19 protein-coding genes are annotated in these 23233 nt (G+C 41.1%); 12 read left to right on the top strand and 7 right to left on the bottom strand.

All coding sequences use genetic code 11. The features are described from left to right. Positions 1-4 precede the first annotated feature (4 nt). Positions 5-919 (bottom strand): homoserine kinase, encoded by a 915-nt coding sequence (thrB, locus tag RMY32_RS29065; RefSeq protein WP_322710400.1) that lies wholly within the window; start codon positions 917-919, stop codon positions 5-7. A 214-nt stretch (positions 920-1133) separates the two neighbouring features. Between thrB and RMY32_RS29060 the strand changes: the two genes are divergently transcribed. Together RMY32_RS29060 and RMY32_RS29055 are read left to right on the top strand one after the other, a co-directional pair. Further along, complete coding sequence (locus tag RMY32_RS29060; protein WP_322710399.1) at positions 1134-1511, top strand: hypothetical protein; 378 nt, start codon at positions 1134-1136, stop codon at positions 1509-1511. Positions 1512-1566: 55 nt separating this feature from the next. Further along, positions 1567-1806 carry a hypothetical protein gene (locus RMY32_RS29055; RefSeq protein ID WP_322710398.1) on the top strand — a complete coding sequence of 80 codons (240 nt, stop codon included), beginning with the start codon at positions 1567-1569 and terminating at the stop codon, positions 1804-1806. Positions 1807-1924: 118 nt separating this feature from the next. On the opposite strand, the gene RMY32_RS29050 is transcribed toward RMY32_RS29055, so the two are convergent. Beyond that, complete coding sequence (locus RMY32_RS29050; RefSeq protein ID WP_322710396.1) at positions 1925-3613, bottom strand: NAD(P)H-quinone oxidoreductase subunit 4; 1689 nt, start codon at positions 3611-3613, stop codon at positions 1925-1927. A gap of 184 nt (positions 3614-3797) precedes the next feature. Continuing rightward, positions 3798-4517, bottom strand: coding sequence for a response regulator transcription factor (locus RMY32_RS29045; RefSeq protein WP_322675234.1), 720 nt, complete (start codon positions 4515-4517; stop codon positions 3798-3800). Between the two features lie 586 nt (positions 4518-5103). Between RMY32_RS29045 and RMY32_RS29040 the strand changes: the two genes are divergently transcribed. Next, positions 5104-6198 (top strand): hybrid sensor histidine kinase/response regulator, encoded by a 1095-nt coding sequence (locus tag RMY32_RS29040; protein WP_322710395.1) that lies wholly within the window; start codon positions 5104-5106, stop codon positions 6196-6198. A gap of 349 nt (positions 6199-6547) precedes the next feature. Here the strand turns inward: RMY32_RS29040 and RMY32_RS29035 are convergent, their stop codons facing one another. After that, on the bottom strand, positions 6548-6730 hold the full coding sequence (locus RMY32_RS29035; RefSeq protein ID WP_322675236.1) for a CsbD family protein: 183 nt from the start codon (positions 6728-6730) through the stop codon (positions 6548-6550). A 445-nt stretch (positions 6731-7175) separates the two neighbouring features. Between RMY32_RS29035 and RMY32_RS29030 the strand changes: the two genes are divergently transcribed. The 8 genes from RMY32_RS29030 to RMY32_RS28995 all read left to right on the top strand — a co-directional run bounded on the left by RMY32_RS29030 (position 7176) and on the right by RMY32_RS28995 (position 15962). Further along, positions 7176-7799 (top strand): SMI1/KNR4 family protein, encoded by a 624-nt coding sequence (locus RMY32_RS29030; protein ID WP_322710393.1) that lies wholly within the window; start codon positions 7176-7178, stop codon positions 7797-7799. Between the two features lie 556 nt (positions 7800-8355). Then, positions 8356-8589: a hypothetical protein gene (locus RMY32_RS29025; protein WP_322700147.1), complete on the top strand. Its 234-nt coding sequence runs from the start codon at positions 8356-8358 to the stop codon at positions 8587-8589. A gap of 2 nt (positions 8590-8591) precedes the next feature. Continuing rightward, positions 8592-10271, top strand: coding sequence for a hypothetical protein (locus RMY32_RS29020; protein WP_322710392.1), 1680 nt, complete (start codon positions 8592-8594; stop codon positions 10269-10271). 542 nt (positions 10272-10813) lie between these two features. Beyond that, positions 10814-11137 carry an RNA-binding protein gene (locus RMY32_RS29015; RefSeq protein WP_322692994.1) on the top strand — a complete coding sequence of 108 codons (324 nt, stop codon included), beginning with the start codon at positions 10814-10816 and terminating at the stop codon, positions 11135-11137. 116 nt (positions 11138-11253) lie between these two features. Beyond that, positions 11254-11442: a 30S ribosomal protein S21 gene (gene rpsU / locus RMY32_RS29010; RefSeq protein ID WP_012407716.1), complete on the top strand. Its 189-nt coding sequence runs from the start codon at positions 11254-11256 to the stop codon at positions 11440-11442. 223 nt (positions 11443-11665) lie between these two features. Further along, on the top strand, positions 11666-13426 hold the full coding sequence (locus RMY32_RS29005; RefSeq protein ID WP_322710391.1) for a serine/threonine protein kinase: 1761 nt from the start codon (positions 11666-11668) through the stop codon (positions 13424-13426). Positions 13427-13916: 490 nt separating this feature from the next. Beyond that, entirely contained in the window at positions 13917-14480 is a 564-nt protein-coding gene (locus tag RMY32_RS29000; protein WP_322710390.1) for a pentapeptide repeat-containing protein, read from the top strand. Between the two features lie 297 nt (positions 14481-14777). Beyond that, a complete protein-coding gene (locus tag RMY32_RS28995) occupies positions 14778-15962 on the top strand; it encodes a M20 family metallopeptidase (RefSeq protein ID WP_322710389.1) in 1185 nt (394 codons plus the stop codon). An 81-nt stretch (positions 15963-16043) separates the two neighbouring features. Here RMY32_RS28995 and RMY32_RS28990 read toward each other — a convergent pair whose 3' ends face one another. From RMY32_RS28990 to RMY32_RS28980, 3 genes are all read right to left on the bottom strand, one after another. Then, on the bottom strand, positions 16044-17096 hold the full coding sequence (locus tag RMY32_RS28990) for a hemerythrin domain-containing protein (protein WP_322710388.1): 1053 nt from the start codon (positions 17094-17096) through the stop codon (positions 16044-16046). 263 nt (positions 17097-17359) lie between these two features. Then, a complete protein-coding gene (locus RMY32_RS28985; RefSeq protein ID WP_322710387.1) occupies positions 17360-18823 on the bottom strand; it encodes an ABC transporter substrate-binding protein in 1464 nt (487 codons plus the stop codon). Between the two features lie 71 nt (positions 18824-18894). Further along, on the bottom strand, positions 18895-20265 hold the full coding sequence (locus tag RMY32_RS28980; RefSeq protein WP_322710385.1) for a serine/threonine-protein kinase: 1371 nt from the start codon (positions 20263-20265) through the stop codon (positions 18895-18897). 636 nt (positions 20266-20901) lie between these two features. Between RMY32_RS28980 and typA the strand changes: the two genes are divergently transcribed. Beyond that, on the top strand, positions 20902-22692 hold the full coding sequence (gene typA / locus RMY32_RS28975) for a translational GTPase TypA (protein ID WP_322710384.1): 1791 nt from the start codon (positions 20902-20904) through the stop codon (positions 22690-22692). Positions 22693-23233: the final 541 nt, after the last annotated feature.

Here is a 23233-nt window from a genome sequence, read left to right as displayed (position 1 = left end):
AATATTAAAAGCTTTTTGCGCCTTGGGTATCTAGAGAAAGCGATCGCACCTCGGCTGTAATTCCTTCTTCTTGCCAAGCAGCTAACATCGCCGCCTCTACTTCCTTTGAGTGTAACTTATCCGCCAAAGCTAACAGTGTCGGTCCCGCGCCACTAATCACCATACCATAAGCACCAGCACTAACAGCTGCAATGTTGAGAGCATCATAACCAGGAATCAAAGCTTTACGATAGGGTTGATGCAATCGATCTTGCAAAGCTGTCTTTAACCATTGTCCGTTACCAGTTTCCAAGCCGCGCAACAATAAGCCCAAATGGGCTGTATTGAAAATCGCATCAGCACGACTTACTTCTGTTGGCAGAACGCCTCGCGCTTTTGAAGTGGAAAGTTCAAAATTAGGAATAGCCACAACTGGTACAACATCTTTATGCCAGGGAACATCACAAATTTCCCAACCTGCGCCACTGGTAGCAGCGAGACGACATCCTCCCAACAAAGCTGGAACTACATTATCAGGATGTCCTTCCATTGCGATCGCTAACTCCATCACCTGTGACTGAGATAGAGTTGCACCTTCAAGTTGATTAGCCGCAACTAATCCACCAACAATTGCTGTCGCCGAACTACCCAAACCCCGCGCCAACGGAACACCTAACTTAATCTCTATTTTCACAGTCGGCGGTGTCTGCTCTATATGTTGATAAAACTTGACAAACGCTTGGTAGAGAAGATTACTCTCATCAGTTTGGACTCGTTGGGCTTCTGTACCAGTGACATCAATAGTTAACCCACCTTCTTCCAGCCGAGTGAACTTGAACTCGTTGTACAGCTTTAATGCTGCACCAATGCAATCAAAACCAGGCCCCAAATTCGCAGTTGTGGCGGGAACGGTAACAGTGATGGTAGAAACAACAGACATTGGTAAAACTCACTAATCATCAACTAGCATCTCATGCAAAGGGTTGATTTGTTTATTAACGATCTAATTATCTGTTGTGGTAGTTTGCATACCCATCTGAAGTATTTACATTTTATTTTTTATTAATTAATATATGACTTTTACCTAATGATTTAAAAATAGTGTTATTATTGAATTATATATTATTAATTATTTATATTAATTAATTTCAAAAATGGAATATTTAAAGCGCTTTCTTGAGTATGCTCCTGAAGTGTATGATGCTATTCGTGATACTGACGATATAGCAGCGATTGCACGTAACACTGGATGGGCAGAGTTTCGCATTCGTCGGATCAAAAAACATTTATTTTATGATGAACACCAGTTGGATTACGACCTCGGATTTAACCGCTTTAGTCCAGATCCAGATATAGCAGATGCTTGGATTAGGTTACAGGGAGGTAATTTTGACCCTGAAGATTTGAGATTACTGGAACATGAATACTTTGAGTCGAGGTTTGAAGGCATTTTCCATACTAACTACCGTACAGATCATGACGCTACTCAACGCTCTGGGCGTTTGTGGAGTCCCCCAGTAACATCAGCATAACTCAAATAAGTTAAAACTAAAGTATCGCAACTTTTATAAACCAAATTAATCTGTTATGGCTTTTTACGTATTAATTCTAAAAGAAAAGGAGGATGAAATCGGCGTTACTTACCGCTTTGGCCCAGATGAAGATCGTCTCGGCTCTTTGTGGATAGATAAATTTAGTGGCGAAGTTAAAGAACTTCAAGAAACACCAGAGCAAAACTCGCAGGCCTTTTTTCAACGAGCAGCAGTAAAAGTTTGGCAAGATTGGAAAAAAGGATCTTTCCCAGAAAAAACATGTTGGGCATCCTGAGATTGATTGGGGATTGATAGCCTATTCACAGTGATAGGCTATCAATACTTTGTTCTTCCTCAGAAAGATACCTAGAAGTTCTCGAAGTTAGCTATTGCTATTTCCACAGAAGAAAAGATTACTTCAAAGTTCCCAAAACGGGCGCTACCTCAACCTCGGAAATTTGCGGAACCAAGAGTCCCTTAGCATAAATCTGGGGATTTGTTTGCGAGACTATGGCATAAGACTGGCGAAGATTAGCATTGACTGCGACAGTCTTCACATCGTACATCTGCATCGCCATTTTGGGATAGAAACCAATACCAATAATCATCAGCAGAAAACAGGCGGCGATAAATACCTCACGAGGTCTAGCATCCTCGTAGACTGCATCTTCTGGCACGAGACAGTCTGTACCAAAACAAACTGTTCCCTCATCTTCGCGATTTTCCAAGCCTGCATTATTAATGTCGCATAGCAGCGCTGCGTCTTTACCATAAAACACCTCTCGCAGCATGGAAAGTAGATAAATCGGTGTGAGGATAACTCCAACTGCGGCGAGAAAAACTGTGACGGTGCAGAAAGTTGAACTGTAAACGTCACTGCTTGTCATTCCAACAAATACCGAGAGTTCGCCAGCAAAGCCGCTCATACCGGGAAGTGCCAGAGATGCCATTGCTCCGATTGTAAACAGGGCAAAGACTTTGGGCATGGCTTGACCAATACCGCCCATATCTTTCATTACCATTGTGTGGGTGCGATCGTAAGTAACACCTGCTAAGAAGAACAGCACTGATGCAATCAAACCATGCGAAATCATCTGCAACATCGCGCCGTTGATTCCCAAATCAGTGAAGGACGCAATCCCAAGCAGTACAAATCCCATGTGAGAAATCGACGAATAAGCTAAACGCCGCTTCATATTGGTTTGAGCAAAGGAGTTCAATGCACCATAGATAATGTTGACAACACCGAGAATGGCTAGAACTGGCGCAAAATAAATGTGTGCATCGGGAAGCAACTCAAGATTCAGGCGAATCAGTCCATATCCGCCCATTTTCAGCAACACACCAGCTAATATCATCGATACAGGAGATGATGCTTCGCCGTGGGCATCAGGCAACCAAGTATGCATCGGGAAAACAGCAAGCTTGACACCAAATGCAATCAACAATCCTGCATAAAGTAGCAGTTGTAGTCCAAGAGGATATTCCTTCTTAGCCAGGGCGGTTATATCAAACGTCATATCACCGCCGTCGTATAGCCCCATTGCCAGGGCTGTCACTAAAATAAATATAGAAGCAGCTGCGGTATACAACAAAAATTTTGTAGCCGCATAACGACGCCTTTGCCCACCCCAAATGCAGACTAATAGATAGACGGGAATCAGTTCTACTTCCCACATGATGAAAAATAGCAGCAAGTCTTTAGCAACAAACACCCCTACCTGTGCCGAATACAGCACCAGCATCAAAAAATAGAAGAGGCGGGGTCGGCGATCGACTTGCCAAGCTGAAAAAATCGAGAGTGTGGTGACAAATCCGGCTAAAAGCACAAGTGGCGCTGAAAGCCCATCGACTGATACCGCCCAGTTAAAACCTAACTGAGGTATCCAGGCATAATTTTCCACCATTTGAAAACTAGCACTGCTGGCATCGTAATGCTTCCAAAATGCATAGCACATTAATGCAAAATCTGCAATACCTACACTTAGTGCATACCACCGCACGAGTTTACCATCTTTATCAGGCAACACAGGGATAAGCAGGGAAGCAACAAGTGGCAGTAAGACAATTGCGGTAAGCCAGGGAAATCGATCCGCTATCATGTATGTATAGAAAAATACTTATTTAGTCAATTATGTCATTCTACTAAACTTTGTAACGATTTCTTCATAAATCTTTGTCCCAGTTAACTGCTTTGACCAAAAAACAATTTACTGGAGACTGGGAAAGAAATATTTTTATTTGTTAAGTGTTCTTGTGTACGCAGTTGATGATGGTTTTACTTGCTTACGGTACTAATCCGGCCCGCAACGCACGGACAGCAGCTTGTGTCCGGTCAGCAACACAGAGTTTATTGAGAATACCTCGAACATGAGTTTTGACAGTACCGACTGTTAAATAGAGCCTTTTGGCAATTTCTGCATTGTCACAGCCAGCGACAATCAACTCTAAAACATCCATCTCTCTATGAGTTAAAGGATAGCTGACTATACTTTTCTCAACATCTGGGTCAATACCTTCAATCAAAACTCTTTTTCCAGATGCGTTTTTGTTGCCATCAGTGAAATCTTGACGTATTTGTTGTAGTACAACGTCTGCGATCGCTGGATCGATCCATGAGCTACCTGCATAAGTCGTTTGCACAGCTTCTACTAGTTTCTCAGTTTCTATATCCTTCATACAATAAGAATCTGCACCTGCTGCAAATGCTGCTAAAACTGCTTGTTCGCTATTTTGCATCGTTAAAATTAGCAGCTTTGTTGTATAGTCCTCATTTTCTGCCTGATATTGCCTAAATGTGCGTGTTAGCTCAATACCATCCATGTCAGGCAAACCAATGTCAATAGTAGCAACATCCGGCTTGAGAGTTTTCAGAAGCTTGATACCATCAGCTGCATTGGCTGCTTCACCAACAATGTTAAACTCTGGCTGGGTTTGTAAAGCAGACCGCAAGCCGATTCTTGTCAGGTTGTGATCTTCAATCACAAGGATCTTGATTTCACTCATAGTTGCTTAACTTTACTGTTATTTTTCTAAAGTACAGATTAAAATAATCTCGTTCTTCTATTCGGGATCTTATACAAAAAGCAATGCGTTTGGTATTATTCCCTGAACTTCATCTACCATTAGACATAGATAACCTTATCTCGTAAGCTTTTCTAAGGCAAGAGTTTCGATATGACAATATAATTCAATCAAAAAATATTTTTATACATAAACCCAACGCCCGATGTGTTATGCTATACAAATTTTCCGAAGAAATCTGATAGCAAGTAAAAGTAGGTGATTATTAAGTATTTATCCTTGCTTTGAGCGGTATTATGCACATAAAAGCGACTAAAATAACTCACTCTAGCACTCAGGCACTCATATTAATTGGAGAATTTAGGCGACTAATATACTTATGAAAAGAGTATTTTTGTAAGATAAATAGTACATATTTTAAAAAAAAGCAGTGTAATTACACAGAAAAAAGGTATTAAACTCAGAAAACTCTAAAAGAAAATGTTAATCCTTAATAATCTCAGCGCTGGTGAAGTAAGCTATTACTAGATTTGCTAGGGATAGCCAAGCACTTCTTTTTTATTTAGCCATGTCTTTACCTAAAACTGTCAAAAAAGATAAAATTCTCGTTGTCGATGATATTTTTGACAATCTACTGGTCTTAGAAGCAGTCCTAGAAGATGAGGACTATGAAATTAGCTTAGTAGAAGATAGTAAGATTGCTCTGGCTATGGTTGAAGAGTCACCGCCAGACATAATTCTCTTAGATGTGATGATGCCGGAGCTAGATGGCTATGAATTCACTCGGCGCATCCGACAGAATCAGGCGTTGCCATTTATCCCGATTCTGCTGCTTACGGCTCACTATGAGTCTAGCGTTGTTGAAGGATTAGACGCTGGTGCAGATGACTTCATTCGCAAACCATTCGATCCTGATGAACTACATGCAAGGGTGCGATCGCTCCTGCGCCTCAAGCATAGTATCGACGAACGAGATCAGATGGCGAACCTCCGGGCGGATTTTGTCTCCCGTTTTACTCACGACTTACGCATCCCTCTAGTAGCCTCTAACCGCGTATTAAAATTATTGCTGGAAGGCAGGTTTTGCGATGTTTCGCCACAATTGCAAGAAATAATTAATACCATGATTGGCAGTAATCAAGACTTGCTGGAAATGGTAAATACCTTGTTAGAAGTTTATCGTCATGAAGCGGGCTGTAAAACCTTAAAAATTTCTGCCTGCAATATTCAAGAATTAGTTAGTGAAGTTTGCCAAGAATTAACTCCTTTAGCTGAAGAAAAAGGATTAGCTGTAAAAATCGATCTAAGTGAAACTGCAAGCCCCATTATGGGCGATCGCTTAGAACTGCGGCGAGTTTTGACAAATATTATCGGCAATGCTATCAAATTTACAGACAAAGGTTCTGTAAATATTCACTGTTATCTGACTCCGATCGCTGTGAATATTGATATCCAAGATACAGGGCCAGGAATTTCTAAACCAGATCAGGCAATATTATTCGAGCGATTTCGTCAAGGAAAACACCAACGTTCTGGTAGTGGCTTGGGATTATATCTTTCTCGCTGTATTATCGAAGCACATCAAGGCACAATCGATGTGACATCTGAACCAGGCAAGGGTAGTACATTTACTATCCGCCTACCTTTAGCTGACGAAAACTAAAAGTAGGCGACAAAAAATTATTACTTTAATAACGCTGTTAGTACAATAGAATTAATAGAATTACCTTGTGATGTTGGGATGTCTGTTAAAAGATAGGTAAATAGAATATTAATTATGAATTAGCACCTTTGAGAAAATCAGTAATAGATTGAGAAAATGCTTTGCGATCGTTATTTTCAAAATAGCTGAAAATCTTAGGTAAAAAACAGAGTGAATAAGGGGAGAAGGTTCAGTAAATAATTATTTAACTTAAACCTTCTTCCTAAATAAAATTTCACCTATTACATTACCATCAAAATCTAACTACTTGAACAAATTTTTACAGCGAGGAAAACCCTATCACGCTGTACTAGTCTAAAGTCTTTTTAACTTCATCTTTGATATTTTCAGTCGTGTGACGGACTTGGGCTTCAGCTTGTTTAGCTTTACCTTCAGCTTTATCTTTAGGATCGCCAGTTACTTCGCCAATTGCTTCTTGTACTTTTCCTTCGACGTTTTTAGCAAAAGCTTTTGCTTTATCTTCGATACTCATCTTTTTTGCTCCTAAAGTAGGTTAAGTGTTGATTATTTATTGCTTGCTTGAAAAGCGCTGCAATATCTATAGATTACTTTTAAGTAACTTTTGCTTCTTCTATCTGACGATGTTTTTATGACAAATATTTGTGTCCATTGTACATAGTTATTTAACCTTGAAAATCATCTTTGGAAATTCAGGTAATATCCAAAAGAGGGAAAGGTATCATTATATTGTTCTATCTTTAGACAAAATCATTTATAACTTCAGGTAGATAGTGATGTTGATAACCCGCAACTTGGCTTATTACCACTGGATATGGTAAATATGTCAACAGAGTGCGGAGGCTTTCAAATTGGTGGTAGATAGTGCAGTATTAGCGAGTCCGTGTACTCAATTCTGGGTAAATGAGAGGAGATGCTTCAAAATACTTCGTCTTTAATCACTAAATGAGGTTAGTTAAATGTCTGAACTTACGGATGAACTTCAATATATTTTGAATTGGTTAAAATCTACCAATCATGATTTCTTTGATTGTTACAATCCAGGTTTAACTCGCCAGCAGATTGACGAAATTACAAAGGATTTACCATTCCGGTTATCTGAAGAAGTATACGAACTTTATCAATGGCGCAATGGAACCGCCGATTTTGGTTATAACAATGGCTATCTACCACTCTATTTTTTGTTTCCTGAGCAATTAAGAGCCGATATCATTTGTTCTTTTTGTTCCTTGCAAGATTCAGTTTATATTTACAAAAGTATCGGAGAAGCTACTAGCTATGATGATGCATATTGGAAGCAAGAATGGTTTCCTATTGCTGCGTATGAGACTAAAAGAAGCCTTTATGTAGTTGGCAATCTCGATCCATCTCCGGTTTATCTTTGGGATGTTGGTTGCCTTGAGGATTCAGTAAGAATATATAAAAATCTGACCAGTATGATATCTGTAATTGCAGAGTGTTGTGAGTTTGGTTTATATCAACTCATACCAGATGAAGATGGAGAGGAAGATGATATGATAATCCGAATAGATGAAGAAAAGCTAGAACTTGAAAAAGAGATATATCGAAAATATAACTCATAATTTAAAAAAATATGAAGTCTTGCAAATGTTGGGTTTCGTTCCTCAAACGCCACTTGCTACCTGAAGGGAACGCTAAAAGCGCAGCTTGCTTCCCTGTAAGGGTACAAGTCGGGAAACCGCAAGGGCGCAGTGGCCCCAACTTACGTAGTTTAAGGTTTTTGGGGCTAACGCAAGCGTATTGAGTTACATATTAGTCACATCTTTCTTAATAGTCACTTATTAACTTGCAATCCGCTGTATATTGCTTCTGCAACTCTGACTAATTAAGCAAGTAGTAGAAATAACTGACACTAAAAATAGTGGAAATCTCAGTAAATACTGTAGGAGCAGTAGCTTGCAGAATAAGGATTTTGTCACAAAATTTAGCAGAAATCAACATAATTGTTCAGGTTTTAACTGAAGAATAGTTTAGCTAGTGTAAGAAGGCATAGATAAGTCTCAGCAGCGACTTTGAAATACCTAATAAAAGTTGTGACTAATTTCTGCTCAAAGACAGCAGGAACAATTATCGACGTTTATTTCTAGCTTATTACTTGTAGTATTTATGAAGATATTTATGCAATCAAATTCTAGTACTCAACCAACTCCCAACTCCCAATATATAGACTACAAAATGCCAACTGATTCGTCTGTTAACATTTTTATCGGATATTCTATCTTGATTCCAATGATTGTGTTTGTTGGGTTTAATATCTATAAGAAATACCAGACTGCTGTTTTTTGCCGACAAGTTGCTTATTTAGAGAAACTGTGGCATTTGAATATTAAAAAAGAGCTTGAAGAAAAATAATAATGAAGTACTTATTTCTAGTTTGGGTGCTTATATTCTCTTTAGTCGCTCCTAGTGCGGCGATGTCTGACAACAAGCCCCTTCTCGACCAGAGCATACATCAACACGTCTACACTGAAGTAAAACAGCCATACAACTTAATATCTGGACTTGGCACAATCCACCATCCAGTTTCTACTTCTAATCCCCAAGCCCAAAAGTTTTTCGATCAGGGATTAAATTTAATTTACGCTTTTAATCATGATGAGGCGGCGCGTTCTTTTCAATACGCTGCTAAACTCGATCCGCATTTAGCGATCGCATATTGGGGTGTTGCTTTAGCCTTGGGGCCCAATATTAACTCCGCAATAGACCCCAATCGGGAGTTAGCTGCTTACCAAGCAGTACAGCAAGCTGTGGCCCTTTCTACCGAAGCTTCCACCCCAGAACGAGACTACATTAACGCCTTAGCAAAACGTTACTCTCAAGATGCCGATGCTGATTTGTATCAACTAGCAGTAGATTACGCCAAAGCAATGGGAAACCTAGTCAAGCGCTATCCTGATGATTTGGATGCAGCGACACTTTACGCTGAAAGCCTGATGGATCTGCATCCTTGGCAGCACTGGACTAAAGATGGTAAGCCACAGCCAGATACAGAAGAAATTGTGGCTATTTTAGAATCAGTTCTCAAACGCAACCCAAATCATGCCGGAGCTAATCATTACTATATCCATGCAGTAGAAGCCTCACCTTCTCCAGAACGGGCCCTTGTCAGTGCTAACCGACTCGGAACTCTAGCGCCAGCAGCAGGACACTTGGTACACATGCCAAGTCATATTTATTTTCGTGTGGGAGATTATCAAGGGGCAATGCAGGCAAACAAGCAGGCGATCGCTCAAGATGATATTTACATCAAAAAATATCAAGTCCAGGGCACTTACCCCATGATGTATTACAACCACAACGTACATTTTCTCATGGTGGCCAGTAGCATGGCAGGAAGATATGAAGATGCTCTGAAATCCGCAGATAAATTAGTTGCAAATGCTACTGCAATTGACCCCTATGCACCAATGCTTGAGGGATTCCTCGGCAGTAAAATGCTGATTCAGACACGCTTTAGTGATTGGGATGCCATCTTAAAAACTCCTGCTCCCGCAGCTAAATTGCCCACTACTTCTGCACTTTGGCATTTTGCTCGCGGTATGGCAAGCGCAGCCACAGGCAAACTTGAAGATGCAGCAAGTGAAAGTCGGGCATTACTGGCTGCCAAACAGGGAATTTCCACTAGAGCAACCATTGGATTCAGTCCAGCCAGTACTATTTTAGACATTGCCTCAAAAGTTCTAGACGCCAAAATTGCCAGAGAAAAGCATGATTATGAATCTGCCATCCAATTGCTAGAAAAAGCAGTAGTAGCAGAAGATGCTCTTAATTACGTGGAACCACCAGACTGGTACTTTCCGACGCGGGAATCTTTGGGTGCTGTGCTTTTGGCTAAGGGTGACTATAGAGAAGCTGAGAAAGTCTTTCGTGCCGATTTAAAAAAATATCCCCATAATGGACGTTCTCTATTTGGCTTGCAGGCAACTTTGCAGGCACTGGGCAAAGATGAGGCCGCTCAACTTGTCAAAGCTGAATTAGAGACAGCTTGGAAAGGTGATGTTCGGCAACTTAACATTGCAACTTTGATTAATTAGCCAAACATGATGTTACGCCACTTACTCTCCTTTTTCAAAAAAAGAGGCTAGCGCCAAAAAAAAAAGACTCGCGATGCTTGCTGCTATAAGCATCGCAGTTGCTTTTATAGCAGGTTTTCCCAAAGAGTACAAGTCACAATAGTTTTATATTTGTTGCCTGACTTTGCCTTTCGTATTAAAATCTTGAAGTAATGCTTCATGGTGAATGCAGTCAAACGTTCAATTCGGATATTCAAAGATGCGCCCCTGCATGTCTGATTTTCTATATCACCCTACAGAATTTATTTTATTCCATTTCCAACCCCTTTTTGCGGTGGATTGTACTTAGGGTATGTGGGGGCGGGCGATCGCTTAGGTGCGATCGCATCACTGGTTAACTATCTAGTGGATGCAAAGAGTTGGCTCGTATGTCATCCTAGATTTATGAGAGTTAATTCAGTGATGTCTTTGGTTTTAGTATTGAAAGGCTTTTTCCTTTTAGTATTTACAGACTTCTGAGAGAAATTAAAATCTCTACACAGTGATGATTTTGGAGAGAATCGATGTCAATTTATGTAGGTAACCTCTCTTATGACGTTACACAAGAAGATTTAAGTGGTATTTTTGCAGAATATGGTACTGTAAAGCGCGTTCAAGTACCTACTGACCGTGAAACAGGTCGTCCGCGCGGCTTTGCTTTTGTGGAAATGGGAACTGAAGCTGAAGAAACTGCTGCCATTGAAGCTCTCGACGGTGCTGAATGGATGGGTCGTGACTTGAAAGTTAACAAAGCTAAACCCAAGGAAGACAGAGGTGATAGAGGTTCCTTTGGTGGTAACAGAGGAGGATACGGCAACCGCGGCGGTGGCGGTGGCGGACGGTACTAACCTTGGAAACAAAAACTTACCAAGAGTTTTAAGGTCAGACAAACAAGAGTCTGTCTTTTTTTTGTAATGTTACCGCCTGCATAGCCATTGATGAAGTCAACTTAGTAGGAGAAATAATGACCCAAGTAATTGTAGGTGACAATGAACACATTGAGTCAGCCTTACGACGATTTAAACGAGAAGTTTCCAAGGCGGGAATTTTCCCAGACATGAGAAAGCATCGTCATTTTGAAACACCCTTAGAAAAACGCAAGCGCAAAGAAGTTGCCAAGCACAGACAAAGTAAGAGAAGTTTTCGTAATTAAGGGCTGAGATACAGCAGAATTCAGTCCTTCTGAATTTAGGAGTAAAACAGGCTTTATACCTTGCTTTGAGACGCAAGCTTGTGTACTTCACCTTCTTTCAAATTCGCTGTAAATATGAATGAATTCCCTCATAGATTCTATGGGGGTTTTCCTTTTATCTATTTTAAAATCAGGAAACCTAAAGAAACGCTAAAATCAAGTCAGCCTTTGTATTGTAGCGGTTGTGTCCCACATCACTCAGAGTGCGGTTCACTGCATAAATCCTGATTGTCAACGTCCTTATCCTCAGCCTTGGGGAAACAAATTTTGCAACAGCTGTGGCGCACCGCTAGAGTTGTTAGACCGCTATGTTCCACTTCAGCCCTTGGGATCGGGAGGATTTGCTCAAATCTACACAGTTTGGGATGAAAAAACTCAAACAGAGAAAGTGTTGAAAGTATTGGTAGAAGATTCGCCGAAGGCACTGGAGTTATTTACCCAAGAGGCGGCAGTTTTATCCGGTTTGCACCATCCAGGTGTCCCCAGAGTCGATGCCGAAGGGTATTTTCAGATACAACTATTTAACCCCAAACCGCACCAACTCCCTTGTCTGGTAATGGAAAAAATCAATGGGCAAACTTTAGAGGAGATATTAAAAAACTTTCCCCAAGGGTGTCCAGAGAATTTGGTTTTAAATTGGTTTGCCCAAGCAGTGCAGATTTTACAAGAATTACACAAACGTCAGATTCTTCACCGAGATATCAAACCTTCTAATTTAATGCTGGGTACATCTTCGTCATCTTTAACCCCGTCTCCAGGGCAACCAGAGGGCGATCGCCTGGTGTTAATTGATTTTGGCGGAGCCAAACAATTTAGTGCCTCTAAGCTACGTTCTGTGTCTAGTTCCACGCGATTATTTTCTTCTGGCTACAGTCCACCAGAACAAGTGACTGGAGGTATTGTTGGGCCAAGTGCCGATTTTTATGCTCTTGGTCGAACGGTGATTGAACTACTAACAGGCAAATACCCACTAGAGTTGGAAGATCGGCAAACTGGAAAATTGCGCTGGCGAACTGCGGTGAATGTCAACCCGCAACTAGCAGATTTGCTGGATGAGATGGTGCAGGAAGATGTGCGATCGCGTCCGGCAAATGCAGCTATAATTCAAAAACGTTTGGCGAAGATTTCTCAACCATTACCGCCACCAGGGTTATTTGCCCAACTGCAAGACAAGATTAAGCAAGCCTCAACGCAAGTTTCCCAGAGATTTACACTGGTAACACAAGCTATCGAACAAGTTTTAGCTAACTTTAGCCTAGCTCTCACCAAAACCGTTATTTTTATCGCTCAGACAATCATCAAAATTCTCCGAGCTTGTTTGGCGACGATTTGGGCGATTGTACTAAGTACTATCGGCGCTTGTTTTGGTGCGATCGCTGGTTTTATTTTGGCCTATCACACCAGCTTAGGGCCTCAGATTGTAGAATTTATTGGGAGTCAGCTAAATCAATTAGTACCAAATACTCAACCCGTCTTCGGGACAGATATTTTAGTGTTTGTCGCCGCAGGCTGGGGAACCGCTTGGGGATTGACAGTATCCGGGTGTTTTGGTCAACGGCGGCGGTTTTTAGTGGCTTCCTTGATGGGCATGATTAGCTATGGCTTCGGCTGGTTGATTTTGCAACTAATCATCCCAAAAGATAGTGGCGAGGGCTTAGTGGCAGTGATTTTAGTAGCAGTTTGCCTACTTACCTTGAGTTTAGGACTTCGCAGCCATCATGTAGTGTACGCTGTGTTCGCGGCCTTTGGCAGTGCGATCGCCTATGCCGTTTTGATTCTTTTGAATTTAGCACCCCCAATTTTCCAATTTACCAGTCAACCAGGTTGGTCAGAGTTATATTCACCTCTGACTTTTTTTGGCTCTGTAGGCTTCTTTATCAGCTTCTGGTTAGGAGTGAGTTATTACCTGATTGTCCCTGGACTGCGCCTTTTAGGATGGCGGTGACAGAAGGCAGGGGAGCAGGGGGGCAGGGGGGCAGGGAGCAGGGGGATGAGCAAGACAAGGGGACAAGGGAGACAAGGAGACAAGGGGGACAAGGGGGACAAGGGGGATAAGAGGGAATTATTGAACAAATTTCTCCCAAGTCTCCCCCCTCTTCCTTGTCTCCCAAGTCTCTTCTCAATGCCCAATGCCCCATGCCCCATGCCCAATGCCCCATACCCAATGCCTAAAAACAAGATCACCCTAGTCGTATTTTTATCGAGCTAGGGGGATCACATATTTGGTAGTCTATAATTGGTTCGGTATAGTTCCTTACGATTTGATTCTATAGCCTATATTTCCGTTTGAGTAGTCTTACTATCATAATTTATAGTATTTTTACAGCTTCTTAATCAATGCTTCATCCCTGTACTTCCTTAGAGAAGCAGTATATGTAAGGATGGCAGTACGTGATGTTCGTAACTTGTCATTTTTGTAAATATCAGTAAAAAATATGAAACTTAAGATTGTTGCCACCGTCTCGCTGTTAGCTTGTTTAGGGTTTGCAGAGCAGGCTCTTGCGTTAAATCAGCTAGACTTGGATCAGTTAAAGGCAACAAGTGCCTGTCCTCGGTGTAATTTGAGTGGCGCTGACCTAACTAGGCTGAATCTAACTGGAGCAAATTTGCGAGGGGCTGACTTGAGCGGCGCTACATTATCTCAAGCTAATCTCACAAATGCCGATCTCACCGGTGCAAATTTAGAAAATGCAATTCTGAATTCGGCGAATCTTAGTGGTGCTTCTTTAACAGGAGCAAATTTAAAATTAGCATCCCTGGAAAATGCCGATCTGTCTTTTGCCGGTTTTATCAGCGCCAATTTAGAAGCAGCAAACTTAAAAAATGCAATATTGCAGTTTACTAATTTTCGAGGGGCTAACTATCGGCTAACAACTCTGGCTAATGGTGTCGTCACCTCCGACAAACCCTATGGCTGGTCGTTAGAGCGTCAAAACCCCAGAGAATGTAACAAGTTTAAACCCGAAAATACTTTAGGCACAACCTGCTATTCAAAATAAACTGGGGCATTGGGCATTGGGCATTGGGCATTGGGCATTGGGCATTGAGAAGAGACTTGGGAGACAAGGAAGAGGGGGAAGACTTGGGAGAGATTTGTTCAATAATTCCCTCTTATCCCCCTTGTCCCCCTTGTCCCCTTGTCCCCCAAGTCTCCCAAGTCTCCCTCATCTCCCTCATCCCCCTGCTCCCTGCTCCCCTGCTCGCTTCAACCTCTATCCTTGTATAGCAAAAGCATTTTGTTTGTTAACAGTTCTTTATCATGGGAAAAAAGCCTAGCCTATAGATTAATTAAATCGATGCTTACCCATATAAAAGACTTAGCAGCAAAACTAGCGCCCCGCTTAATTGAAATTCGCCGTCACATCCACTCTCACCCAGAACTCAGCGGGCAAGAGTACCAAACAGCAGCTTTCGTAGCTGGTGTTTTGTCTTCCAGTGGACTGCACGTACAAGAAGGAGTTGGTAAAACGGGCGTGATTGGAGAACTTCAAGGCACTGGCCAAAATGACCGTTTATTGGCAATTCGCACTGATATGGATGCCTTGCCAATTCAAGAGGGTACTAATTTAGAATATGCCTCTCGTGCAAATGGAATTATGCACGCTTGCGGTCACGATGTTCATACCACTGTAGGGTTAGGAACGGCAATGGTGCTGTCCCAAATGACTGAGGAATTAGGTGGGAAAGTGCGGTTTTTATTTCAGCCAGCCGAGGAAATTGCTCAAGGGGCAAGCTGGATGGTGAAAGATGGAGCGATGGAAAATGTCTCAGCTTTATTAGGGGTTCATGTTTTCCCTTCTATACCCGCAGGTTCTATTGGGGTGCGTTACGGGGCATTAACAGCCGCCGCCGATGATTTAGAGATTCTGATTATGGGAGAATCTGGACACGGGGCGCGTCCCCATGAGGCGATTGATGCGATTTGGATTGGTTGCCAAGTGATTACGGCACTGCAACAAGCTATCAGCCGGACACAAAATCCTTTGCGTCCTGTAGTATTGAGTATCGGGAAGATTAATGGTGGCAGAGCGCCGAATGTAATTGCCGATAAAGTGCAGTTATTGGGAACTGTGCGATCGCTCCATCCCGAAACCCGTGCCCATCTGCCAAACTGGATTGAAAACATTGTATCTAATGTTTGCCATACCTACGGAGCAAAGTATCAAGTCAATTATCGCCAAGGTGTACCCAGCGTCCAAAATGATTACGCCCTGACGCAATTGTTACAATCAGCCGCAGAAGAAGCTTGGAGTAGCGATCGCGTTCAAGTACTACCCGAACCCTCCCTTGGCTCTGAAGATTTTTCTATTTATTTAGAACATGTCCCTGGTTCTATGTTTCGCTTGGGTGTAGGCTACAAAGAAAGAATCATTAACCACCCTTTACACCATCCCCAATTTGAAGTCGATGAATCTGCAATTATTACCGGGGTTGTAACTATGGCATACACCGCTTATAAATACTGTCAGCAAAATTTGTAAACAAAAACTCCCAGCAGATAAATGCTGGGAGTTTTTGTTTAACTAACCTTTTTTAGCGGATATAGAAAGCTCGAAAGCATTCTATACATTCGACTCGCTAACAACGCCCAATTTCTCTTGAATTTTGGTCTTAGCGGCTTTGAATTCAGTAGCCAGTTGCTCGCTTTCATCGCTGCTCAAGTTGTTACGAATAGCAGCAAACATTGTGCTTTCTTCTTGACGAATGTGGTCGCCAATCGCGTCCATCAACTGTTTAACTTTTTCTTTGAATTGAGGTGAAGATGGGCTAAGAGCCTTAATTTCCTCTAACGCCTGCTTGGCATGAGCTTGTTCATCAAACAATTCTTGGGTGTTATCTTGACCGTAGAAAGGACGTACTCTGGGGTAGACTACTTCTTCTTCAGCTTCAGCGTGGGCACTTAAATCCTTGTAAATTTGACCGAAGTACTCTTGGATCTTTTGTGGATCGTTGCTTTGCAATAGTTCGGTGAATAAGGTATTTACCTTGTTGTGATCGAGGCGGATGACATCTTGGATATTCAGATCCTTTTTGTCGCTGTTTTGGGTGACAGCGCTACCTACCACACCACTGACTGCGGCCACAGCGTCTTGAACCCGTGCCCAAATTCCTTGATCTGCATCTTGTCCAGTGAGTTCGCGGACACCTAGAACCTCTAGAATGCCTTTAAGTTGCTCTTGGTGAGCGCGGTTCTCAAAGTTAATGGTATTTAATGGCCCGATCGCTAGCAACACATCAGCGCCAACTTTTTGAGCAGCTTTGTGAACTATCAAGCCACTCATTACTACTTGATGTTTCAGCAATTCATGCTGAGAGACTTTTTCATACAGGCTTAACTCAGAACCTTTGAACAATTCGCGAGCTTTTTCAATGAATTGTGTAACATTTTGTTTGGGTTCAGCCTGAATCCCATACTGACCAATTACGGTTTCTAAAATCCCAAGGTTTTTTTCATCATCTTTGATAAAATTTCGGATGCGATCGGCAATTTCAGCATCAAGCCCTTGCGTCAAAAGCGATTGTTCATTTTCGATGACCAACTGTTGCAGAGCTTTAAGACTTGCCAGTTTTACAGCAATAGCATTGCGTTTCGTATCATCTAAAGTAGTAACCATCCGTGTTCTCCTCGGCAAAGTGTTCGTAATTCTTACTTGATATAACCTTGACACAGGGGTTAGGGAGATTCCATCTTTCTTTTGAGCGATCGCGCTCACAACTCTGGGTAGATAAAAAAACTTTTTGTTAGAGAAAAATAGAAGCGATCGCTTCTATTTTTGATTGCCATCAAATTAAGCAGTTTAGTATGACATTCAAATTAAATAAATTACCTATTTGAAAGCAATTTATATCTTTAGAATGACAATTAAGATCAAAAAAACTACTTCTTATTCAAGAGGGCAAAATCGTAACCAGTTCCACTAGAGCAAGATTCGCAACGCTCAATTTTGACAAGCATTGCTTCTCCTTGACGCTCGCCAGATGCCGAAAACTGAATCATTCCGGTTGCTCCAGATGTTGAAAAATTGGGATTAGACAATATCCTCTGTAATCCTTCGCGGGTACTATCTTTTTTTAAACCAGCAATAATTGCTTGAAGTGCATCATAAGCTCCTGCTGTTCTCTGATTTACTTGAGCATTCCAAAGCTGAAAGGCATTTTTTGCAAAGGGGTTATCTTTATTAGCATCACGATGCCAATACACAGGTAATACCATTCCTTCGAGATCCTTGCCATTTTGTAAAGTTGTTGCACTGTACATAGTTTCAGAAGCAAACAATGGCTTTCTACCTTTAACTTCTTGTGCTACTTTGGTGGCAAAGTATATATTTCTGATTGAAGGCATTAGTAAAAAGCCACTTGCATTTTCTGTTTCTATGGCTTTATCTACAAAAGCTTTAGGATCAAAATTCTTATCTGCTAAATTGCAAGGCGTACTAATAACGTTGCTGCCATAATTTTTGATCGCTTGAGTGTACTTTTCTACAAGTATCTGATTTGATGAAGAGGTTGGATTATCTCTTGAATTACGAACATCGCCACAAATAGCAACATTCCTTGCTTGTCGAGCAATGTAGCGAGAATGAGTATCTACTAAATTATCATATAACGGATTTACGTGAAATAAGTAGTTATTTGTGGAACTATTAGGCTGACTATTTAATGCATTATTATTTAACTTTCCTGAATTTTCTGCTTGATTTGGTAGCTCAACGGGCAAGACTAAAACCAAACCTTTCTCTTTATATATTTCTGCGTTACGTCTGACACCCACGGCAGCTACAAGGCTTTTATCTTCAACTAATTCATTATCTAGGCGTGCAGAATCTTCTCTATTATCAGCACTTGCAATTACAATTTGCAATTTTTTACCATTAATTCCTCCTTGGGTATTAACTTCATTTTGAGCTTGAGCTACACCGCGTAAAATCTCTTCTGCTAAACTAGGGTCGAAGTTAATTGGTGCGACGATCGCAACTTTTATAGCTGATGAATTATCTCGCGCTATTTTGGCATTATTTAAATAAATTAAAGTTTCTGGATCGTTGCGATTATTTTTTAGAGAATTAGTAAACTTTTTAACGGCAGTAATGTAATCTTTTTCAGCAAAAGCTTTAACTCCATCTGTTTTTTCAGGGGATGTTTGCACTTTCACCAAAATCCTTGTACCCAAATTCATTAATGGCGACTTATTTGTAAATGAAGATGAAGTTTGTGTGGGGTTTGATGGTGTTGTTACGATAGTAGAAGATACTTTGTTAATTAACCATAAAATAGCTGCTACCATTACCCCAGCTAGACCTAGAGAAATAAGCAGTCTCAAGTTTTCTTTTTTATTTGTCATGAATAATTACCAATTTATTACAAAAATTATTTTAAATAAATAGATTTATGACAATTGAACAACACAAAAAACTAAAGATATTTAGCAATCAGGTTGTTGATTATTTCAGATACACCCACAATAATAACTGTCAATAAACCTGCTAGAATAACTAGTAATACTACAAGAAAAAATCCATTTAAACCCGCTTTGAAAAGATTATTAGTTAAAAGATTTCTGAAAATAAAGACAACGAGTAAGTTTGCGATAATAGCAATAACAATTAAATAAGCTTTTTCTAGAAGGGGGCGAGATTGAATAAAGATTAATCCTCCTAAAATGAGCAACCACAATCCAGAGCTAATCCAAGTAGTTCCGAGAAAACTTATAAGTGCGATCGCTAAAAATGAACTACCCGATCCAGCTATGATTGCTCCAGACAATAATCTCCTGTTAGATAATTGTGGTATATATCGAGTTGATTGATGTTGATTTTGCAGTTGCGTCCTTGATGGTAGAGTAGGTGGAATAACTGTAGGAGGTGATGTATACCTTAGCAGTGGCAACTTCTTTAAGTCTTGTAAGACAGCTTGTGCAGATTGATAACGCTGTTCGTGATTTTCTTGTAGACACTTGTTAAGAATCATCTCTAATTCTTGACTTATGGGTTGTGTTAAATGCTGTCGCCAACTAGAAGTCCAACCATAGCCTTGTTTCATCCACAAACTCGAAGGAGAGATATTAGTCAGCAGTTGAAAGCAAGTTATTCCTAAACTGTAGATATCACTAGACAGAAAAACTTTACCCGTTTGCATTTGCTCAACTGGTGCATAACCTAATGAACCAATAATTGTCCCGATCGTAGTGTTTGTAGGTTCCGTTTTTTGTTTTGCCACTCCAAAATCAATTAGTACTAACTTCCCATCATTTTGACGGCGAATAATATTTTCTGGCTTAATATCTCGGTGAATTACTTGTTGTTGATGTATGTTTATCAGTACGAATAATAAATCATTTAAAAAACCTCGAATTTTGGCTTCATCAAAAACTCCCTGTTGTTTTAACTCTTGCAACAGATTTTGTCCTTCGATAAACTGTTGCACTAAATACAGATATTCAGCTTCCTTAAAATATGCATACAAATTAGGAATTTGGACATGTTCTCCTAGTTCTTTGAGACGTTTGGCCTCTCGTTCAAACAACTCAGTCGCTTTTTTATGTGCCTGACTACCCTGACTGGCATAAAATTGACTTAGAACCAGCTGCTTAACAACACATCGTTCATTGAGCTTGTCTATATCTTCTGCAATATATGTGCGTGAAAAACCTCCTCTCCCTAATGGTGCGATGATTCGGTAACGATTTCTCAATAGCGATACCAACTGTGTGCCACAACTGAGGCAGAAATTTGCCCCGTCAGGATTTTTGGGATTCTCGCAATTAGGATTTAGGCAGCAGACCATATAACTATCGCTGTCATTTTATTAGTTTTTAGAATATACCTTAAATTCTCTAGAAGCTTTACATTGTAAAGTCTCTACATAGATAATGGCGTAGGCGTAGCCCGCACTTCGGCAAGCTCAGTGACCATCGTAGACATCGCTTTTTGCTTTTTTAAACAATTGACCTAGCTCTACATTGTGAGAATTCTGTGTGAGTTGAATATTTTTGTAGAGATACCTACTTCATTCTAGTCAATAGAAACCAGGCTTGGCGATCGCTTCTTTATCGATCCCAAACACGAAATAACCTGACTTTAAGTAGCCAATAACTTCATCTCTCTGGGACAAAGATCGTACTTTTCACCAAAGCATTTCAATGACTAAATTCCTCTATGCGAATCAACCGCAATTCTCAAAAGCAATACAGCCCTTCAATTAACACCTGTTTGTCACAGACAGCTTTTTTATCCCACCAACGCCGTAATTACCACATATCTCGATTGTGGGGTTTACAAAACTCCCCGCAATTGTGACGATTACGCTAGAATTATTAAAGGTTCTTTACAGAATTTGCCGATCCTTCTCAATTCTGTTAAAACAGCCTAGCATTCAAATGTAAATCTTATAAACACCCTCTAGAGTTCACCAAAAGCTTCTATGACGCTCCCAATTCGCAACGTCGCCATTATCGCCCACGTTGACCACGGCAAAACCACGCTGGTTGACGCACTCCTCAAACAATCCGGCATTTTCCGCGAAGGCGAAGACGTTCCGGATTGCGTTATGGACTCCAACGCCCTAGAACGGGAACGGGGTATTACTATCCTGTCCAAAAATACGGCAGTTCGCTACAAAGAAACACTAATTAATATTGTTGACACTCCTGGACACGCTGACTTTGGTGGCGAAGTTGAACGGGTACTCGGTATGGTTGACGGATGTCTTCTGATTGTCGATGCTAATGAAGGCCCCATGCCCCAAACGCGCTTTGTTCTGAAAAAAGCTTTAGAAAAAGGGCTGCGTCCCATCGTTGTCATCAACAAAATCGATCGCGGTCAGGCTGACCCCCACGTTGCAGTTGATAAAGTCTTGGATCTGTTCTTGGAATTAGGCGCAGATGAAGACCAATGTGATTTTCCTTATCTGTTCGCCTCCGGGATGGGAGGTTTTGCGAAGGAAACCTTGGAAGCAGAATCGGTAGACATGCAACCTTTGTTTAACGCAATTTTGAAACACGTTCCATCACCAGTAGGCGATCGCAATAAGCCTCTGCAATTACAAGTCACAACCCTAGATTATTCTGAATATCTGGGACGGATTATCATTGGCAGAATTCACAACGGTACTATCCGTTCAGGACAGCAAGCCGCTTTAGTTACAGAAAATGGCACCATCGTCAAAGGTAAAATTACCAAATTGATGGGCTTTGAAGGTTTGAAACGGGTGGAAATGGAAGAAGCAACCGCAGGTTATATTGTAGCGGTGGCTGGTTTCGCTGATGCTTACATTGGGGAAACGATTACCGATCCTAACGAACCCCAAGCTTTACCACTAATTAAAGTGGATGAACCCACCTTGCAAATGACCTTCTGGGTGAATGATTCGCCCTTTGCAGGTCAAGAAGGCAAGTTGGTGACATCAAGACAAGTGCGCGATCGCCTTTTCCGCGAACTCGAAACCAACGTGGCTTTACGTGTGGAAGAAACCGATTCTCCCGATAAATTCCTCGTTTCCGGTCGGGGAGAACTCCACCTGGGTATCTTAATTGAAACCATGCGCCGCGAAGGCTTCGAGTTTCAGGTATCTCAGCCACAGGTTATTTACCGCGAAGTCAACGGTCAACCTTGCGAACCTTACGAACTCTTGGTGTTAGACATTCCTGTTGATGCTGTGGGTAGCTGTATCGAACGCCTGGGACAACGCAAAGGCGAAATGCAAGATATGCAACCAAGTAGTGGCGATCGCACCCAGTTAGAGTTTGTCATTCCCGCCCGTGGTTTGATTGGTTTCCGGGGTGAATTCATGCGGATGACTCGTGGTGAAGGCATCATGAACCACAGTTTCTTAGACTACCGTCAACTCAGTGGCGACATTGAAGCCCGTAACAAAGGTGTTTTAATCTCCTTTGAAGAAGGCGTTTCTACCTTCTACGCCATGAGGAATGCCGAAGATAGAGGAGCATTCTTTATTGTTCCCGGCACAAAGGTTTACAGAGGCATGATTGTCGGCGAACACAATCGTCCGCAAGATTTGGAACTGAATATCTGTAAAACCAAGCAGTTGACCAACCACCGCGCTGCTGGTGGCGATGAATTGGTGCAACTGCAAGCACCGATAGACATGAGCCTAGAGCGTGCTTTGGAATACATCGGCCCCGATGAATTGGTGGAAGTTACACCCCAATCAATTCGTCTGCGGAAGATGTCGAAGAAGTTGGCAAAACGGTAAGTAAAGCAATAACTTAATTAATTTAGAAAGTCCGCATCAGCGGGCTTTTTTGTTTGCTAGGTGTGTAACAATCATTTTTTAAATGAATATATAGCAGGAGGCAGGAGGTAAAAACCTTGCTATTCCTGAGATTTGCGCTTGTCATTATGTCATAATCTACCTGGCAACTGCCATAACAAGGAATAGAAGTATAATAATGCCTGATGTTTATTACACATGAGCCAAAGTAAGCTGCACTTAAATCATCCTGTCTTAGGAAAGTTAGTCAAAGAATTTAGACCAAAAATTTTTAGATCGCTTAGTAAAAGTATTAATATTACCTTATCTTGTATCACATCAAAAACTGTTTGGATTAGTCAAAACTAGGCGTAAGCGCCACCCTTGAGATTAACGCTTACACCCAACAAATTTGGGCTTTAACTTCTTAAGTTGACACCAATGATTGCTTGCGATCGCATTATGCTGTTAAAGATTTAATTATATGTAACCAATAAAACTGAATTATACAAAAAAAAATAAGTAAAATTTCGTATGTTTTTTG

Source organism: Nostoc sp. ChiSLP03a, assembly GCF_034531215.2.
Lineage (GTDB): Bacteria > Cyanobacteriota > Cyanobacteriia > Cyanobacteriales > Nostocaceae > Nostoc.
The sequence above is the reverse complement of the archived record's forward strand: the minus strand, read 5'-3'. Positions and strand labels throughout refer to the sequence as shown.

Excerpts from the sequence above, each read along its gene's own strand:
- thrB (WP_322710400.1), bottom strand. The coding sequence starts at position 919 with ATGTCTGTTGTTTCTACCATCACTGTTACCGTTCCCGCCACAACTGCG.
- RMY32_RS29060 (WP_322710399.1), top strand. The coding sequence starts at position 1,134 with ATGGAATATTTAAAGCGCTTTCTTGAGTATGCTCCTGAAGTGTATGAT.
- RMY32_RS29055 (WP_322710398.1), top strand. The coding sequence starts at position 1,567 with ATGGCTTTTTACGTATTAATTCTAAAAGAAAAGGAGGATGAAATCGGC.
- RMY32_RS29050 (WP_322710396.1), bottom strand. The coding sequence starts at position 3,613 with ATGATAGCGGATCGATTTCCCTGGCTTACCGCAATTGTCTTACTGCCA.
- RMY32_RS29045 (WP_322675234.1), bottom strand. The coding sequence starts at position 4,517 with ATGAGTGAAATCAAGATCCTTGTGATTGAAGATCACAACCTGACAAGA.
- RMY32_RS29040 (WP_322710395.1), top strand. The coding sequence starts at position 5,104 with ATGTCTTTACCTAAAACTGTCAAAAAAGATAAAATTCTCGTTGTCGAT.
- RMY32_RS29035 (WP_322675236.1), bottom strand. The coding sequence starts at position 6,730 with ATGAGTATCGAAGATAAAGCAAAAGCTTTTGCTAAAAACGTCGAAGGA.
- RMY32_RS29030 (WP_322710393.1), top strand. The coding sequence starts at position 7,176 with ATGTCTGAACTTACGGATGAACTTCAATATATTTTGAATTGGTTAAAA.
- RMY32_RS29025 (WP_322700147.1), top strand. The coding sequence starts at position 8,356 with ATGCAATCAAATTCTAGTACTCAACCAACTCCCAACTCCCAATATATA.
- RMY32_RS29020 (WP_322710392.1), top strand. The coding sequence starts at position 8,592 with ATGAAGTACTTATTTCTAGTTTGGGTGCTTATATTCTCTTTAGTCGCT.
- RMY32_RS29015 (WP_322692994.1), top strand. The coding sequence starts at position 10,814 with ATGTCAATTTATGTAGGTAACCTCTCTTATGACGTTACACAAGAAGAT.
- rpsU (WP_012407716.1), top strand. The coding sequence starts at position 11,254 with ATGACCCAAGTAATTGTAGGTGACAATGAACACATTGAGTCAGCCTTA.
- RMY32_RS29000 (WP_322710390.1), top strand. The coding sequence starts at position 13,917 with ATGAAACTTAAGATTGTTGCCACCGTCTCGCTGTTAGCTTGTTTAGGG.
- RMY32_RS28995 (WP_322710389.1), top strand. The coding sequence starts at position 14,778 with ATGCTTACCCATATAAAAGACTTAGCAGCAAAACTAGCGCCCCGCTTA.
- RMY32_RS28990 (WP_322710388.1), bottom strand. The coding sequence starts at position 17,096 with ATGGTTACTACTTTAGATGATACGAAACGCAATGCTATTGCTGTAAAA.
- RMY32_RS28985 (WP_322710387.1), bottom strand. The coding sequence starts at position 18,823 with ATGACAAATAAAAAAGAAAACTTGAGACTGCTTATTTCTCTAGGTCTA.
- RMY32_RS28980 (WP_322710385.1), bottom strand. The coding sequence starts at position 20,265 with ATGGTCTGCTGCCTAAATCCTAATTGCGAGAATCCCAAAAATCCTGAC.
- typA (WP_322710384.1), top strand. The coding sequence starts at position 20,902 with ATGACGCTCCCAATTCGCAACGTCGCCATTATCGCCCACGTTGACCAC.